This is a genomic window from Pseudomonas defluvii (genome assembly GCF_001695625.1).
Classification (GTDB): Bacteria; Pseudomonadota; Gammaproteobacteria; order Pseudomonadales; family Pseudomonadaceae; genus Aquipseudomonas; species Aquipseudomonas defluvii.
On record NZ_MBPN01000110.1, the window covers coordinates 1 to 15,665 of the forward strand.

At 53.7% G+C, this 15,665-nt stretch carries 14 protein-coding genes; 12 read left to right on the forward strand and 2 right to left on the reverse strand.

Annotated elements, in window-relative coordinates; translation table 11 throughout:
* Window positions 1-209 (reverse strand): hypothetical protein (locus EKA13_RS28155; protein WP_218060852.1); only part of this gene is annotated, 209 nt, incomplete at its 3' end.
* A 649-nt stretch (window positions 210-858) separates the two neighbouring features.
* On the opposite strand from EKA13_RS28155, the gene EKA13_RS22155 reads away from it, so the two are divergent.
* The 5 genes from EKA13_RS22155 to EKA13_RS22170 all read left to right on the forward strand — a co-directional run bounded on the left by EKA13_RS22155 (window position 859) and on the right by EKA13_RS22170 (window position 5,471).
* The gene (locus EKA13_RS22155) at window positions 859-1,719 is read left to right on the forward strand and encodes a hypothetical protein (RefSeq protein ID WP_125862959.1); all 861 of its coding nucleotides are present in this window, start codon (window positions 859-861) and stop codon (window positions 1,717-1,719) included.
* Between the two features lie 78 nt (window positions 1,720-1,797).
* A complete protein-coding gene (locus EKA13_RS22160) occupies window positions 1,798-1,980 on the forward strand; it encodes a helix-turn-helix transcriptional regulator (RefSeq protein ID WP_083199883.1) in 183 nt (60 codons plus the stop codon).
* A gap of 490 nt (window positions 1,981-2,470) precedes the next feature.
* Window positions 2,471-3,139: an inovirus Gp2 family protein gene (locus tag EKA13_RS22165; RefSeq protein ID WP_065761386.1), complete on the forward strand. Its 669-nt coding sequence runs from the start codon at window positions 2,471-2,473 to the stop codon at window positions 3,137-3,139.
* 333 nt (window positions 3,140-3,472) lie between these two features.
* Window positions 3,473-3,598 (forward strand): hypothetical protein, encoded by a 126-nt coding sequence (locus EKA13_RS28660; RefSeq protein ID WP_269669825.1) that lies wholly within the window; start codon window positions 3,473-3,475, stop codon window positions 3,596-3,598.
* A gap of 85 nt (window positions 3,599-3,683) precedes the next feature.
* Complete coding sequence (locus tag EKA13_RS22170; RefSeq protein WP_065761387.1) at window positions 3,684-5,471, forward strand: DUF262 domain-containing protein; 1,788 nt, start codon at window positions 3,684-3,686, stop codon at window positions 5,469-5,471.
* An 84-nt stretch (window positions 5,472-5,555) separates the two neighbouring features.
* On the opposite strand, the gene EKA13_RS22175 is transcribed toward EKA13_RS22170, so the two are convergent.
* Window positions 5,556-6,431 carry a BrxR family helix-turn-helix transcriptional regulator gene (locus tag EKA13_RS22175; RefSeq protein WP_065761388.1) on the reverse strand — a complete coding sequence of 292 codons (876 nt, stop codon included), beginning with the start codon at window positions 6,429-6,431 and terminating at the stop codon, window positions 5,556-5,558.
* Between the two features lie 212 nt (window positions 6,432-6,643).
* Here EKA13_RS22175 and EKA13_RS22180 point away from each other — a divergent pair, with 212 nt between their 5' ends.
* The 7 genes from EKA13_RS22180 (at window position 6,644) to EKA13_RS22210 (ending at window position 15,631) form a co-directional block, all read left to right on the forward strand.
* Complete coding sequence (locus EKA13_RS22180) at window positions 6,644-6,844, forward strand: hypothetical protein (RefSeq protein ID WP_065761389.1); 201 nt, start codon at window positions 6,644-6,646, stop codon at window positions 6,842-6,844.
* A gap of 274 nt (window positions 6,845-7,118) precedes the next feature.
* Window positions 7,119-7,373, forward strand: coding sequence for a hypothetical protein (locus EKA13_RS22185; protein WP_065761390.1), 255 nt, complete (start codon window positions 7,119-7,121; stop codon window positions 7,371-7,373).
* A gap of 591 nt (window positions 7,374-7,964) precedes the next feature.
* The gene (locus EKA13_RS22190; RefSeq protein WP_245704379.1) at window positions 7,965-8,918 is read left to right on the forward strand and encodes a dynamin family protein; all 954 of its coding nucleotides are present in this window, start codon (window positions 7,965-7,967) and stop codon (window positions 8,916-8,918) included.
* Complete coding sequence (locus EKA13_RS22195; RefSeq protein ID WP_065761391.1) at window positions 8,915-11,173, forward strand: dynamin family protein; 2,259 nt, start codon at window positions 8,915-8,917, stop codon at window positions 11,171-11,173. Before EKA13_RS22190 ends, EKA13_RS22195 begins: the two co-directional genes overlap by 4 nt.
* A gap of 81 nt (window positions 11,174-11,254) precedes the next feature.
* Window positions 11,255-12,064, forward strand: coding sequence for a hypothetical protein (locus tag EKA13_RS22200; protein WP_245704381.1), 810 nt, complete (start codon window positions 11,255-11,257; stop codon window positions 12,062-12,064).
* 4 nt (window positions 12,065-12,068) lie between these two features.
* Window positions 12,069-15,263, forward strand: a complete 3,195-nt coding sequence (locus EKA13_RS22205; protein ID WP_065761392.1) for an ATP-binding protein — start codon at window positions 12,069-12,071, stop codon at window positions 15,261-15,263.
* A complete protein-coding gene (locus EKA13_RS22210; RefSeq protein ID WP_245704382.1) occupies window positions 15,260-15,631 on the forward strand; it encodes a hypothetical protein in 372 nt (123 codons plus the stop codon). The genes EKA13_RS22205 and EKA13_RS22210 overlap by 4 nt, the downstream gene beginning before the upstream one ends.
* The last annotated feature ends 34 nt before the right edge of the window (window positions 15,632-15,665 follow it).

A 15,665-nucleotide genomic window follows, 5' to 3' on the forward strand; every position in this document is an offset into this window, starting at 1 on the left:
TTCTTTTGACGCCAGGCGCCTTTCATCTTTTTTAGAATTTCTCGTATTTCGCTACTGTCAGGCCATTTCTCAGATGCCCCTATAAGTTCCTCGTATGTGGTTTGTTCGGGAATACTTGCTCTGTGGTTGTTTAAATATCGAATGGCCCACTTCAGCATGTCTTGGTTGTCTTTTTTTATCCATCCAAGCCTGTTTTGTGCCTTTTCCAAGGAATCCCTCGCTAATGCGCTTATTAAAATTGAATGATTTTTTGTGTGGCGTTACGGAGTGACGTTACGTAGTAGCATAAGCTATTCTTTATGCACTTGAAACAGGGTGTTATTCTACGATTTAATGGCTGCCTTTCTAAAGGGATGAGGGTGGGTGATGCACTGCGTTCTGTTGGGTCTTGGATTGGCTGGGATCAGCCCTGAGGCGAAGTTTGTCCTTGTAAGGTTCGTGCAGCTGTACGGGCTGTGCGAGTCGATCACAATCGGGGTTAAGGAGTTAGCCAAGGTCTCAGGTGCTACGGATCGTGTGGTATCTAGCGCTCTGTCTGAATTGGTGGCCGAAGATCTTTTAATACGCACCCCTATCGTCTGCGGGCGGGGGCGTCCCAAGAGTGGGTATCGGGCTTCAAGTAAATTATCCAGGTTGTTGGAAGGCGAGAACGAAAAGCTCAATGTGATAAATAGACTGAGAATTGATCACGTACTAAACCCTTCTGCAGAAAACTGTAAGGGTGGCTTGAGTGTTTGTAATCGGTTGCTACTGTCCACTCTGCTTCTGTACGCCGATCAATTTGGGGTTGTACGGGGAGTCGGAGTATCCAGGCTGTCCAGGGCTACTGGTCTGAATCGAGATCGAATAAAGGCCCAGGTGCACAAATTGATCGCTCTGAGGGTCATGAGAGGGGTGATCCCTGGTGTTGCAACGTCTGTTGCATTGGGTGTTTCAAAGTCAGTTTATTTTATTAATTTTCACCATAATTTTTTTCAAAAAGGTAGTTCGGGAGCGATCGCGCTAACTTTCGTCTCGAAATCCAGTGGGGATTCGGGGGGGATGAGTGAGGTTGCAGCCATCATTGGCTCTGCGGGGCTTGGCAAAGGGCTGGGCTTCGAGAGGCATAAAAAGTTTTCTGGAATACTGCCTGATAGCGATAGATTTAATGCGCTGGCGGGGTTGTTTTCTTCTTTAGCCAAGGATAGAAGCTCGTCGAGAGCGCTTCAGGTTAGATTGGAGGAGTACGCGTCAGGGCTGCTGTCCAAACATTGGAAAGCCTTGGAGCTAGGTCAGTTTAACTCTGATGATGAATTGCTGGTGCGAATCAAGAAAGATTTCAGTAAAGGAACGGGCTTAGGGCGAGACTTCAAGGATGACGGCCTTCGAGGCGAGCTGTTTTTTGAGTTCATTTATGTAGTCGCTGTTTTGATGGCTCGGCGTATCCAGAGTTTGGTTTTAAGTGTTAAGGGTTTTTCGCACGAAATTGCCGGGTTGCAGATCCTGCCGAGTTTTGAGCCCGGTCCATACTTTGGGCGGTTTGCTGTTGGTCGGTCTCTGTTGATTGTTCCTGGTAATAGTTTTCGAGCAGGAGAATGCTTTGTCATGAATGAGAGCAATCTTGGCGAGCCTGCGTGCGAGAGGTTTTCAAGTGAGGAGGAACTGCCTGAAATTGACCGTTATCGTTTTGGACTTCTTTTTCAGGTTCATACTCCTACGCGCTATCGGTATCGGGGGTAAGTCGCTCTGTATGCCAGTAGTGGGCAGTAACTCTTTACCGACCTCCTAGATCCTGTGTACGGATTTGAGGAGTTGATCATGCGCATACTTCGAATGAAAACTGTTATTGAAACAACAGGTCTGGCCCGATCTACGGTGTATAAATACGTTGCTGAAGGGATATTTCCGAAGCCTCTTTCGCTAGGCGGGCGCTCTGTTGGCTGGTTGGAGTCTGAGGTTCATGGTTGGATTCAGACTAGGCTAGTGGAGCGCAATCAGTAGGGCTTGATGGGCTTGTCCTTGGCATCTGGTCTGCTTCTTGTTTGCTTTATTTTCTTTCAATGAAAAAATCATGTCCGGTTGACTCCCGGACATGATGTTTTTTTTGTCGGACCTTTTGATAGTGTTGATTTTCTGATTCTGAACAGGAATTCTTTAACTTTCTCTTGGGTTTCTACTGCTGGGGTTTTCGGTGTGGGTAGTATGCTTTAATGGTTTAATTACTACCTTCTAATAAGTCTTGTCTATCGCTCATGTAGAATCTGATATCTATTTAATCATTAGGTTAAGTGATAGAGGACCCTTCAAAGTGTATCTATTATGGTTGTCTGTTTTATGCCTGGGGGTTGACAGTTTTTCTTAGGTGGTTGTTGTTGAGAGTTGGTGTCTGTGTGATGAGCCCATTGAGGTCTAGCTCAATGGGTTGTGGTGGGCGTGTAAATAACTACCAAGTTGACTGAAGATATGAACATTAACAAAGTAGATAGTAACCATGCTTCGTTTTTCCGAAAACCGTAATCTTCGTTTGTACTCAGCAGCTATATTCCAAGGTTTGCCGATAATGGTTGAAAAAGGGCCTTTTATACTTGGGTACCTTGAAGCGCTGAATCGCACCATTAACCTTGCCCTTGATCAGTATCCTAGGGTGATTGCTTTCCGGGTGGATTTGCGTCTTCCACGTCTGATGGGGATTCCGGATGACGCTTTGTCAAATCGTGTGATCAGTAGATTCCTTGAGTCGTTCAAAGCAAAAATTGAGCATAACCGTGATAAGGCGCGTGAGCAGAACAAGTACGCCCATGACTGCAGGGTGCGTTACGTTTGGGCGAGAGAAGTGGGCTGGGGAGGGCGTCCGCATTACCACTTGCTGATCCTTCTGAACAGAGACGCCTATTACACAGTAGGGCGGTTGCAGCCACAGAGGCCTAATATGATCACCCGTATGCAGGAGGCTTGGGCCAGTGCGCTGAAGTGCGAATTTGAGCAAGTGAAGGGCTTGGTGGAAATCCCTAAGAATGCAGAGTACCGAGTAGATCGGAATGTCCGGCCAGGAAATGTGGATCAGTTGCCTGAACTGTTTTATCGAGCCAGCTATCTTTGCAAGGCGGCCACAAAGCGTTATGGAGATGGAGCACATGGCTTTGGATACAGCCGAGCATAGGAATGTGTTGGTACTGGGTTAGTGTGTATCCACCCAGTATGGGAACTTATTTACAGAATAAGTTCCCTGGAGGTGATGGGATATCCAGGTCACGGTGAAGGGGCAGTGCCCGTTGGTAGTCGCCGTGGTGGCGTGGGTTGCGCGAAACGGCGCCCGGCGCCTAAAAACTTTACACATGGCCGGAGATGGCAATGCAGATAGGGGGGGGTGACCTACCGGTCGCCTCTGAATCCGCTGCGTTTGTTTACCTGTATGAATAGACATCTTGGACGGGGAGATGGACTTTTGCTTAGGGTATGGGCAACCAAGTCGATCAATCAGGAGCAGCCAGCCATGAAGAACATTTTCGCCGTTGTCGGTTTTATCGTGATCGCCACCAAGAGCTATGAGCTGTATCGCGAGTACAGCGAGATGAAGCGTGAGAAAGCGGCGCGGGAAGCGGCCGCCAGTTCGGTTTGACGCGCGTCGGGTTATGGCTAAAAGCTATCCGCCGGGATAGGCTGGGCGCGGCTTCGCGCCCGCCGATCACATAAGGAAACGGATCTTGGCTACACAAACCATCGAACAGTTCTTCACGGGGAAGACCCTGGAAATTCCTGCCTACCAGCGGGACTACGCCTGGACGACCAGCAACATCGACGACCTTTTCGAGGATATCGAGGAGGCCATGGAGCTGGATGGTGGCCATTACCTGGGCACCTTCATCCTGTCCCAGATGGGCAAGACGGCCCCAGTCAAGGTGGTGGATGGGCAGCAACGCCTGACGACGCTGACCCTGTTGCTCGAAGCATTGGTGGATGCGGTTGAGGAACCGGCGATCAAGGAGCATTACCGGGGCACCTACATCAAGCATCCGGTGCACGGCCCGAAATTCACGGTGCTGGGTGTCAATCAGGAGTTCTTCACCGCGCTGCTCAACGATCAGCACCCACAGCCGGAGTCCGATGGCCAGCAGCGGCTGCTGGCCGCCCATCACTGGATTCGTCAGCGGGTGGCGAACATTAAGACCCGTCAGGGGCAGGAGGCCATCAAGAACTGGCTGCTTGCGATCAGCCGCCTCGAGGTGCTGGACTTCACTGAGGTCAACGAGGGCAAGGCCATCCGTATGTTTCAGTCGGTGAATGACCGTGGTGTGCCCCTGGCCAAGATGGATATCGCCAAAAGCCTGTTGATCTACTACTCCAACCGCTTCCTGGGCGGCCAGTTGGATGCGTTGGTCTCCGACCGTTTTGGCGAGGCGTTCCGCTGCTTCAGCCGCTTGAAGAAACTGGCAGGGGAGACGGGCTACCAGATTCGCATGATTAATCGGGACCCCTTCCGTGAGGACGATGTGCTGCGCTATCACTACTTCGCCTTTGATGGTGAGAAGCATGACGTGCAAGCGGGTGCGGATCATGGTGCGACTTCGGAGACGGTACTGGAGTCGTTCCTCAAGCCAGCGCTCAAAGGTATGCGCAACGACCCCGAACGCCTGGCGGCTTTCATCGAAGACTACGTATGTGACCTGGAGCGGTTCTTCAAGGGTCTACTGGCACTGGCTGAGGCCACTCGCAGCAATCGCGAGCTGTATTTGCTGTTGGTAGTGCAGGACCTGGCCGCCACCCTCTATCCGCTGCTGGTGCGCTTGCACAATGAGCGGATGCTCGATGTTCGCGTCCCGCAGCAACTGGATTACACCTTGCTGCAACTGGTCGAGCTGGCAGACTTGCGCGTATTCAAGTTACAGGGTACCAACCCACAGGCGGACATGGCCGCGCTGATGCGAGACTTCGGTCGGTTGAGCCCGCTGCAGATCGCCGAGCGCCTAGTGAATTTCTGCCAGCGCTTCATGCCCAGTGCCCGGTTCGAAGCCAAGCTGGTCAACGAAGATATGTTCAGGAACCCGGGTCTACCGCGCATTCTTCTTGAGGCTGAGGGGGCGGCAAGGCGGGAGGCGGGCCAATCTGATCTGGAAATAGGCGACCTTGTACTTATCAATACCGAGGGGCTGACGATCGAACACATTCTGCCCCAGGAAACCTCGTTCGGCGTGCGCCTGTATGGCTTCCACAGTACGGAATCGTACCTGGAGCACCTCCACCTGATCGGCAACCTGGCGCCGCTGGAGAAACGCATCAACAGTGCGTGCAGTAACTGTTCTGCGGAGAAGAAGATGAGCGAACCCAAGCTCTACAGGAACTCGCAGTTCAATTTGATCAAGGCATTGGCCGCCAGTGGCGCCAACTGCAGTCCCGCGTACTCGAAGAACGCCCTAGTGGAGCGAAGCCAGGTGCTGGCCAGTTTCGCGGTGAAGCGTTGGCCGCTGACGCCGACCGACCTGGCTGAAGCGTAAGCCACCTACAACTGACCTGTGCGAGCTGCCGATCCGATGGTGGGCCACATCCCGCCACCGGCGCGGCGCATTGAGCTGGCGGCATCAGTCGGTCATCAGCCAGGGGCGCAAATCCTTGAGGTTTTTTACCACGATTTGCTGCGCCTCGGGGCTGGTAGCCAGGTTACGCGGGTCGATGTGGAAGCGCTGCAGCACGTATTTCACCAAGGCCTTGCGGCTAGACACCACCAACTGCCCATGATGCATGCCGAAGTCGACTTCGATGATGGCCTTCTGTGCCGCGTTCAGTCGCCCGTCGGGCTCGAAGATGACCTGCACCTCGGAATTCCATTCTTCGTCCAGCGCCCGCGTGTTGGGCGACTCGTCGAGCAAGTCAGGCTTCCCGCGCAGGCGGCTGAGGACGAAGTCGCGATACTGGCCGTTCTTTTCGCAATAGGCGCGCACATGCCAGCGCATGCCGGTGTAGACCAGAGTATGGGGGGCGATCAGGCGAACTTCCACGTTCGGCGTGTTCAGCGACACGTACTCGGTTTCCAGACGCAGGCCTTCTCGGCAGGCCTTGAGCAAGGGGCGCAGCACCTCCGGGCGAATCGGCCGGTCCGGGACTTCCAGCACATTGGTGTGGGCATAGGCCAGGGCGAGGCCGTCGATATGGGGCGCGCGTTCGTTGTTCTGGTACAGCAGGTGCAGGTAGGCGCTGGCGCTGTCGTCGATGAACCTGGGCTTGAATTGCTTGGTGGGTACATAGCCCTTGAGCTGTTTGTCGTAGGCCAGGTTCTTTGACGCATGCTCGGTGATGTAGGTGTTGATGTCCTTGGAGGCCTGTTGCCGGCTGATGCCGAAACTCTGCATCAGGTGGCCGGTGGTCAGGCGCCCCTCCCACCAGACGACGGTTTCTATCAACCGGTAGCGTAGTGCCAGGTCCCAACGCACCTGCTCGACGGTCTGCTTGCGTTTCATTGGCTCTCCTGATGTTTGATGGGGTGGGTAGCGTCACTCTATAGGAAAGACCTGTCGTGACAAGTGACGTATCGTGCAAGGTCCGCTGTAGATCCAAGTTAAGCTGACAAGCGACGATGCCGACATTGGGATGAGAGCATGGCATCACTGGAGGCACTACCAGGGCACTGGCCGCAGGTAATGCATTCGCATAGGTATCAAGGAGAGAAGCAATGCCGATCAAACCCAAGCCGTTTACCTGTGTCTGCGACGCGTGTGGCTGGAGCAGGACCGTGGCACCGCGCAGCGATGTTTTGATGCCGGGCGAGTGGCCGGAGCGATGCGCGAAATGGGGGAGCAAGGCGTTGACCATCCGCCAGGCGGGCTGGCTCAAGGGCGCCAAGGCGGAGTTACTCGCACGTTGGCGCTTGTGAGGGCCGTGGGGACATGGCTCTCGTGTGTAAGGTTATTTGACACATGAGAGTTGATGCCGTTCGAGGAATGTGTCGACCGGCACTAGGACTCTGCGTCGATTACCCCTCTTTCAGCTGGCCTTGCCAGCTACCTGAGCGAAAGAGGGCTTGCCTCCACCAGTTATGCATGTGTGCTAATACTTTACCTGTATGGGTCTACACAGTAGATCTGTCGCTTAACTATACATATCTTCTTCATGGCATGAAGGCACATCGCCTCACTAGGAGAAGACACATGAGTACCTATGACTGGGTTGCGTTGATCGCAATGGGCATGATCGGCGTGATCCTGCTGGTGATGTTGTTGCAATACATCAAGCTGCGCGACCTGTGGGAGGGCTTTAGCCGCTGCCGCGAGGCCATGCGTTGGGCGCGCATCTTCGAAAGTGAAAATCGCGAGCTCAAGCGCACGCTGCAGGCCGAGCGCAAGCGCGTTCGGGAACTGCAGAATTCGCTTAGCCAGTTCACCGAGCAGGTGAGGCCACGTTGATTCGATCTGGGGCCCGGCATTCGAACAGAGAAACGAGTCAAGATCTGGGCAGTTTGCCAGTACCGGCGAGTATGATGAATCGAGCACCTCACGGAACATGACACCCATCAGAAAATCCCAGGGAGTAGAAATGTGAATACAGGTCATCATCGAGGATCATGTTCTGCCGCAGATGTTCAGCGAGGCACCTTTTCAGCAGATCAAACGGGATTTTTCCGGAGACTCCCTGGCGAGCCCCACATCTGCATTGTCCCAAGCGAGTCACCTCTCGGGAAAGACCCCTTGGGTACTAGATCCTCTAAAATGGCGTGATAGCCAATTGATATCAATTTACTGGCAGAGCGCAGGCTTAAATCCGTGAGTCAGCAGCCCCATAGGGCCTATTCATCAATAGCGTTAAAGACTATTGAATTCCGGCCGACTGCTTAATGGGTACGTGCGATCGGAGCTACCGTGCTGCCTTAATGCACCCATGGTTTAGTTTTGCCAGACGCGTTCCGGCGGGATAGGGATAGGGATAGGGATAGTAAGGAAATGAAACCAATAGCGCCCAAAAAAACACGGGCAACTACACTCAGGTCGCGTAGACCTGTGGTCAAGGAAACCTTCGACGTGTTGGTTCTGGCGACCATGAGCGCCGGCAAGACGTCCTTCATCAACGCCTTGATCGGGCAGGAGCTTTTGCATACTGCCAACGAAGCAACCACAGCGTGCATGACCAGTATCGAGCACCGCCAGGGCTCGAGATGCTTCAGCGGTGCTTGTTACTCTTACACCGACCAGGAACTGGCCCGTCAGCAAAACACTTCGGCGGCGCTTGTTCGTGACTGGAACGCCAACACCGAAGTCAAGCGCATCAGCCTGTCAGGTAGCTTCAAGATCGTTCCCAGTCCTGCTCCCGGCCTAGTGCTTCACGACACACCCGGGCCGAACAATAGCCAGGACGAACGGCATGCCCAACTGATGCTTGAGACAGTACGCACTGTATCCTTCAAGGCCCTGTGTTATGTGCTCAATGCCAGCCAACTGGGCACGCTGGATGACCGTCTGTTCCTGGAGCAACTTCGCGAAGAGCTGGCAAAGAAACCCGGTCACCTCATTTATTTCATTCTCAATAAAGTCGACTTACTCGACCCTGACAAAGGTGAAGAAATCGGCGTCTATGTCGATAACGCATACCGCTACTTGACGTCCATCGGTTTCAAGAGCCCGATGATCATTCCAACCATGGCCAATGCCGCTCTCTACGCCCGCAAGGCACTAAAGGACGAAGCGCTGACCCGTGCCCAGCGCTCGAAACTTCGACAGGCCCTGGATGAGCTTGGCGATAACAAACGTGCCCTGCTTCACGCGACGGTGGTTCCCGACCCCATTAAGAAGCGGGTATTCAAGGCGTTGGCGAGCCTGGAGCGACAACGTCAGGTCAAAGCCTCCGACGAGCAGGCCTGCGAGAAAAACGAACTACAGCAACTGGTTGCCATCAGTGGTCTGAAAACAGTTGAAGCCCTAATAAAACATCAACGGCAATTGGTTGAGACTCTATGAACATTATCGAAATCAAACACAATCCATTCACCGTCGACACGACGTTTTTGATTAATGGCCAGGCGCCTGCTGATGGTTGCAAACTGTCTAGTTATAAGGAGTCGCGGCTGCAGCTCTGGGTTGAGAAGCTGTTCGATGAGTTGAGCAACCTGTTCAATGGCGACAACAGATTCAACATTACCTTCAAGGGTGTTGAATCTGACTACCTGGACATCGTCGAGGCCGCTGAAGTCGCCTCTTCTAAAGGCATGCAGATTGAGCTGAGCTGGATTGAAACTGTTGCGACCGAAACCCGCTTGGAGCAGATTCGCGAACTTATGGTAGAGGCGCGCCAGCATCCAAAGTTCGAACACTTCATCACCGAAAACGATGAGGTGCGTAAGTCGGTAGATGAAGCGTTCAACCGTGACTTCGATGTCTATGTCGTGGCCACGATGTCATCCGGAAAATCGACACTGATCAACGCCATGCTCGGCCGTGATCTGTTGCCGGCAGCGAACGAAGCCACTACGGCGACCATTGCCAAAATTACCGATAACGACGCGATGAGCGGGCGTTTTGCCGCTCAGCGAATCAACCGCAATGGGCAAAAAGTCGGCCAGGATGATGACGTCACTCTGGAGACGCTCAAGGAATGGAACCTGCTGACTGATACTCAACAGATCAATATCGAAGGCAACATCGAAGCAATTAAGGAGCGTGACAGCGTTCGCCTGGTACTGACCGATACCCCCGGCCCCAACAACAGCCAGGACGAAGAACATCAACGTACCACCATGGGCTTCATTCAGGACTCCAAGCGTAATCCGCTGATCCTCTATGTCCTCAATGCCAGCCAACTGGGCACTAATGACGACCGTAACCTGCTGGGCCTGGTTGCTGATACCATGCGCAAGGGCGGCAAGCAGAGCAAAGACCGCTTTATCTTCGTGATCAACAAAATGGACGTGTTCGACCCCGAGAATGGCGAAGACTTGCCCTCGGTGCTGGCTCGTGTCAACGACTACCTCACCACCAACGGCATTCATAACCCGTTGATCTACCCGGTATCGGCCAACCTCACGCGACTGATTCGCAAGCCCAGTGATGAGCACACCCGTAAGGAACGCGGTGAATACATTGCTATGGCCGACATGTTCAGCGAAGAGCCGAGCATGAACCTGCTTCAGTACATGCCGATTACTTCACGGGTAAAACGTACGCTACAGGAGAAGAAACACTCCGAGTTGTTATTGAGCAGTGGTCTGCCGGCGGTCGAGGCGATGATCGATGAGTACATCGACAAGTACAACTTCCCGCACCGGTTGAAACGCGCTTATGACGCCATGACCAAGGCCATCGAGATCGGCCTCAACGAAGCGGAGCTGATCGAGCAGCTGGATCAGGATGAGCGCTTCCTTGCCCACGTCAATGAGGAAATTCAAGCCCTGCAACAACGGCAGGAGAAAGGGTTCGATACGGCGGCGTACAAGGACAAGGTCGCCCGGGAAGGAAAAGCCCTGCCCGCCGCTACCGAGCGTGAGTTGTCTGAGCTGGAGAATGTCATTCAGCCTATCTTGCGAAAACTCGCAGAGCGCTTCAGCAACAATAATGTGACGGTTAGCATCGCCGAGACGCGCATCCAGGAAGCTGAAGAACAGCTTCAGTTCCAGCACCGAAAGCTGATTAACGCTTATGAGGCGCTATTCAGTTCCAGCCAGGAAATCATTCGCCAGGACCTGCATCAGGAGTACCAACTCTACATCGCGGATCTGTTCAAAGACACCCAACACCTGCAGTTACCAATTCTGGAAGGTATCAAGAAAACGGTCGGGGATATTTCGTTCAATCTCAACGTGAAAAACAACGAGATTAAAGAGCGGGAAGTTGTCATCAGCACCCGCGAGGTGAGTGACAGCAAGTGGTACAACCCTTTCTCCTGGGGCTCAACACGCACCGTTCGTGAGTATGGAACTGAAACCTATGTTGATCTCGAGGCGTTGTGGAAAGAGCGCGTCACACGAGTTGAAACAGAGTTTTCGCGGTTGGTGGACAGCGCCAGAAACGAAATTGAAATCGGCAAAAATCGCCTGATCGATCAATTCCTGGCCTTTATGAATCGCGAGTTCGATAGCAAATTCAGTGAGCTTTTGGTGTCACTGAGTGAAAAAACCAGTGATCGCAATGCCCGTGAATTGGCAATCAGAGAGGCAAAGGATCTGCACGCTTGGATCGAAGCCTTCAAACGTAAACTCGACAACACCTTGGCTGTTTAATCTGGAGCTCATATGACCACTTCTACCGCAACGCTCTCCAAGGCTCGCAAAAGCTTTCTGCTGTCGCTGGATGATGCTCAGTTGAGCACCGAACTGCTGCTGGGTGTCCTTGCTCAAGCACTACAGACGCCAGAGCTGGTTGTCAGTTATGAAGCAAACGATCCTAAAAGCGCGATCGACAATGATCCGGTCAGCTGGAACGGCGCTTACTACAGCCGCCACAAAATTCTTGCTGAACACAACTTTTCCCGCGAACGCCTGGAGCACCTAATCCAGGTTCGAGATCATTTTCGCAAACAGGGTATCAAGGGCTTCGTTCCGTCTTCAGAACAACCCCGCACTGAAAAACCAGGGACCGCTTCGATGCAATATACCCCGTCTGCCAATCTCAAAAAGTTCGTCGATGAAGGTGACCTGCTGACGATCCGAACTGCGCTGCGGATGGAACTCAATGACAATCGCCTGCCAAGCGAAGAGCTACGCGCGGCGTTGGCATGGGCTAAAACCAAGGTGCCTGGCCTCTGTGAAAGCTACTCGGAAAAAGCCTTTGCACGGGCAACCAATCCGAATCGTAACGATTGGACATCGGAGTATTACGACGGCCAAGTGGTGTACCTGAAATCCAACTTTGCAGAAGAGCGCTACCTGCACCTGATTGAAGTACGTGGACTGCTGCGTGAACGAGGCGTTGAAGGGTTCGCCGCAAAACCCAAGGCCACCTCAAGCCAGGCAGAGCCTTTGGCGTCAAGTACTCAACGGCCATCCTCTCAATCCCAGCGTCCGAGCTCCACCGCTTTCAGTCCGGAACGCAATCCGGTACTCAAAACGGCGCTGATGATCGGCGGTGCCATCGCCGCTGTGGTGGTCTTTCTGGTTGCGCTGGTGAAATGACCCTATGAGCACAACAACCCTCAGCCCACTGGCTATCCAGGACATCCAGCAAAATGCTGCGTTGGCTCTGGAGGCCGGACGAGCACTGATCAATCGCAGCTACCTATCGGAACTGGGGCAGTATCCGGTTCATGCTGCCGGAAAAGGCGTGTCGTTCAACCGGTCAAGCGACATGCGCATTTATCGTGTCGAACGAATCGTTCAGGACAACAAGCAATCGGTGCTCGAGAGTACTACTGCCGCCTACACCGCTTTGGGCGCCGCCGGGTACTCGGTGTTCCTCTTTCTACGCTCCGATGGCCGTGAAACCGACCTGTACATTGGTACGCGTGGCGAGCCAGGGAAGATGCTCGGGCACAACTCCGGTGAGTTGCTGCGCGAAACGTTCAAGGGTCATTTTTCGGGCAGCGCCCTACATCCCCTCGATGTAAACGCCGTTGATACGCTGCTGGACTCGTTGCAGGCAGAAAAGAGCAACCCTGTTGCGAGTATCACGGCGGTCACCGGCGTGCCTGCCCTTTCAACTGAAAACCGCGAACATTTCATGCAGGGGCTGGAACGCTTTATCGACGCGGCCGAGCAACGTGTTTACCAAGCGGTGATTCTCGCTGAGCCGGTGTCTTCGCAGAACCTTGACCTGATCCGTGCCGGTTACGAGCAGGTGGCCACGCAACTATCGCCATTGCTCAAGCGGCAGATGTCGTTCGGCGAGCAGGAAAGTGACAGCGTTGGGCTGAGCATCAGCCAGGGTCTAAGCGAGTCGTTGGGACAAAGCCTTGGCCTGACAGAAACCAAGGGGACCTCGGAAACTATTGGTACCTCAACGACTGAAACGACTGGAACCAGCGAGTCCATCAGTGCGCAGACCACGCTTGGCAAGTTGGCGGCTTTAGGCAGCAAGACCCTCGGTACATTGTTCAATGAGCAACGGACCACTGGCACCAGCCAATCTACTGCACATGGCCGAAGTGAAAGTCATGGTACTTCTCGGAGCGAATCGGCCTCGAAAACCACGTCTACCACACAGACTACTAGCACAACCGAAAGCCACTCGCTCAACAGGACGACTGGAGCCAATCGACAAATCTCGATTGAAGCTGTCGATAAGACCATCGAGCAGTTGCTGAGCAAAATCGACCACCACCTGCAGCGCATCGACGAAGCCAAGACCTACGGCGGTTGGAACTCAGCCGCTTACTTCATCGGAGACAGCACGGCATCTTCCGAGTCTCTAGCAAGCATCTTTCTCGGCCTCGTTCGCGGCAGCAAATCCAGCCATGAAGACTTCGCCTTGACCACTTGGACCTCCAGTCACAAGTCAGCGGTGCTCGACTGGCTAGCAGCGTTTAGCCATCCGCAACTAAAGCCGAGCTTCTCCAAGCAAGTGCCCATCCGCTATGTCACTCCGGCGACGCTGATTTCCGGAAAGGAAATGGCAATTCAGATGAGCCTGCCGAGGCGCTCTACCTCAACGGTATCCGTGGTCGAAACCCAGGCCTTCGGACGCAAGGTGCAACGCCTGGACGGCCATGCAAGCTTGGTAGCTGAGGACCGGAAGTTGACGCTTGGCAACATCCGCCACCTCTGGGAGAACCTGCCTCAGACCATTCAACTGAGCCTCGACCAACTGTCCAGCCATGTGTTCATCAGCGGCTCGACTGGGGCCGGCAAGAGCAACACGCTGTATGAAATGCTCACCCAAATCAGTGCTGCAGGTGTGCCGTTTCTGGTGATTGAGCCTGCCAAAGGTGAATACAAACACGTCTTTGGCCATCGCCCCGATGTCAGCGTGTTCGGTACCAACCCAGCGCACAGCGAACTGCTCAGAATCAACCCGTTCCGCTTCCCTGAAGCCATTCATGTACTGGAGCATGTAGACCGGCTGGTTGAGATATTCAACGTCTGCTGGCCAATGTATGCGGCCATGCCTGCGGTGCTCAAAGAGGCAATCCTGCAGGCCTACCAAGCCTGTGGCTGGGACTTGGAGCTTTCGAGCAATCGCTACAGCAACAGCCTGTTCCCGACCTTTGCCGATCTGCTCGTGACGCTGGAAACCGTGATTGAGGCGTCTGCCTATTCTCAGGAGCTCAAGGGCAACTATATCGGTTCGCTATCGACACGGATCAAATCGCTCACCAATGGATTGAATGGCCAGATCTTCACCTCGGATGAAATCGACAACGCTGTGCTGTTCGATAGCAATGTCATCGTCGATCTCAGTCGCATTGGCTCATCCGAAACCAAGGCGTTGATCATGGGCATCCTTGTGATGCGCCTGAGCGAACACCGCATGTCCTTCGCAGGGATGAATCAACCACTGCGCCACGTTACTGTACTTGAGGAGGCGCACAATATTCTCAAACGTGCTCCTGAGGGCGGTGCAGAAGGTGGGAGCGTGGTTGGCAAATCCGTTGAGATGTTGACCAACGCAATTGCCGAAATGCGCACCTATGGCGAAGGTTTCATCATTGCCGACCAGTCGCCTCATGCTGTCGATATTGCTGCGATTCGCAACACCAACACAAAAATCATTATGCGTTTGCCCGATGAGATGGACCGCAGGTTGATCGGCAAGTCGGTGGCCCTGCGTGATGACCAACTCGAAGAGATAGCCAAACTGCCGAAAGGTGTAGCAATCGTCTACCAGAACGACTGGCTGGAACCGGTGCTGTGCCAGATCAGGAAATTCGCGGGCAGGGAAACCCCCTATGACTACCGCCCACATGACAAAGCCCGACTTCTCTCCAACCAGTTCCACCACCAGGCACTCAAGCTGTTGCTGGCAACGCGTATTAATACACCGGCAGAAGTGAACGTGACACTGCTGGAGAATGGCTTGTGCAGTTTGCCCTTGATTGCCCGCAGTAAAATTGCACTGCTTCAAGCGCTTGACGAATACAAAGCAGATCAACCACTCACCGCATGGAAGCCACAAGCGTTTGCCCACACCGCGCAATTGGTGGTCGACCTGCTCGGCTGTCGCAAATCAGTGCAACAAGCGATCAACTTAGCGTCTGACTACCAACACCTGAGCGACTTACTTGACGAGGTGCTGGAAACGCGTGTCAACGGCCTGGATCCGGCCTTGGCATTGGCCGCAGAACAATGCTTGATGAAAGACTTCAGCTTGCAGCATGACAGTCACCTTGACATCTACTCCATGTGGCGTACACACCGTGAAACTGGGAGTGTTCTGTGAACCTTGAAAATTTCTCTTCTGACAAGGTCGATGTGCCATCGAAGCTGGCATTGCTTGCCCAAGAAACGCCAGACAAATCCCTGAACCTTGCAGATCTAGATAAGCCGATGGTGCTCACTCAGGAGAGTCGCCTGGAGTTACCTGAGGTCTCCGCTGAAACACGAGATCGCCTGGAAAACCTGGGCTATCCCGAAGAGGTGCTGGATGTCATCGGCAGTGAAGCCGAGGCCCGCATCTATGAGGATGCGAACTTGGAACCCGCCGAGGTCAACGGCAAAGATGCCTTGATCCGCACGGACATCGATTACGATCAGAAAGATATGTTTAAAGTGGACCCATCGGTCAAGACAGTTTTTCAGCGAGTTTAAGCTGCGTCGCTTACTGCCACTGCAGCTGGTCGGC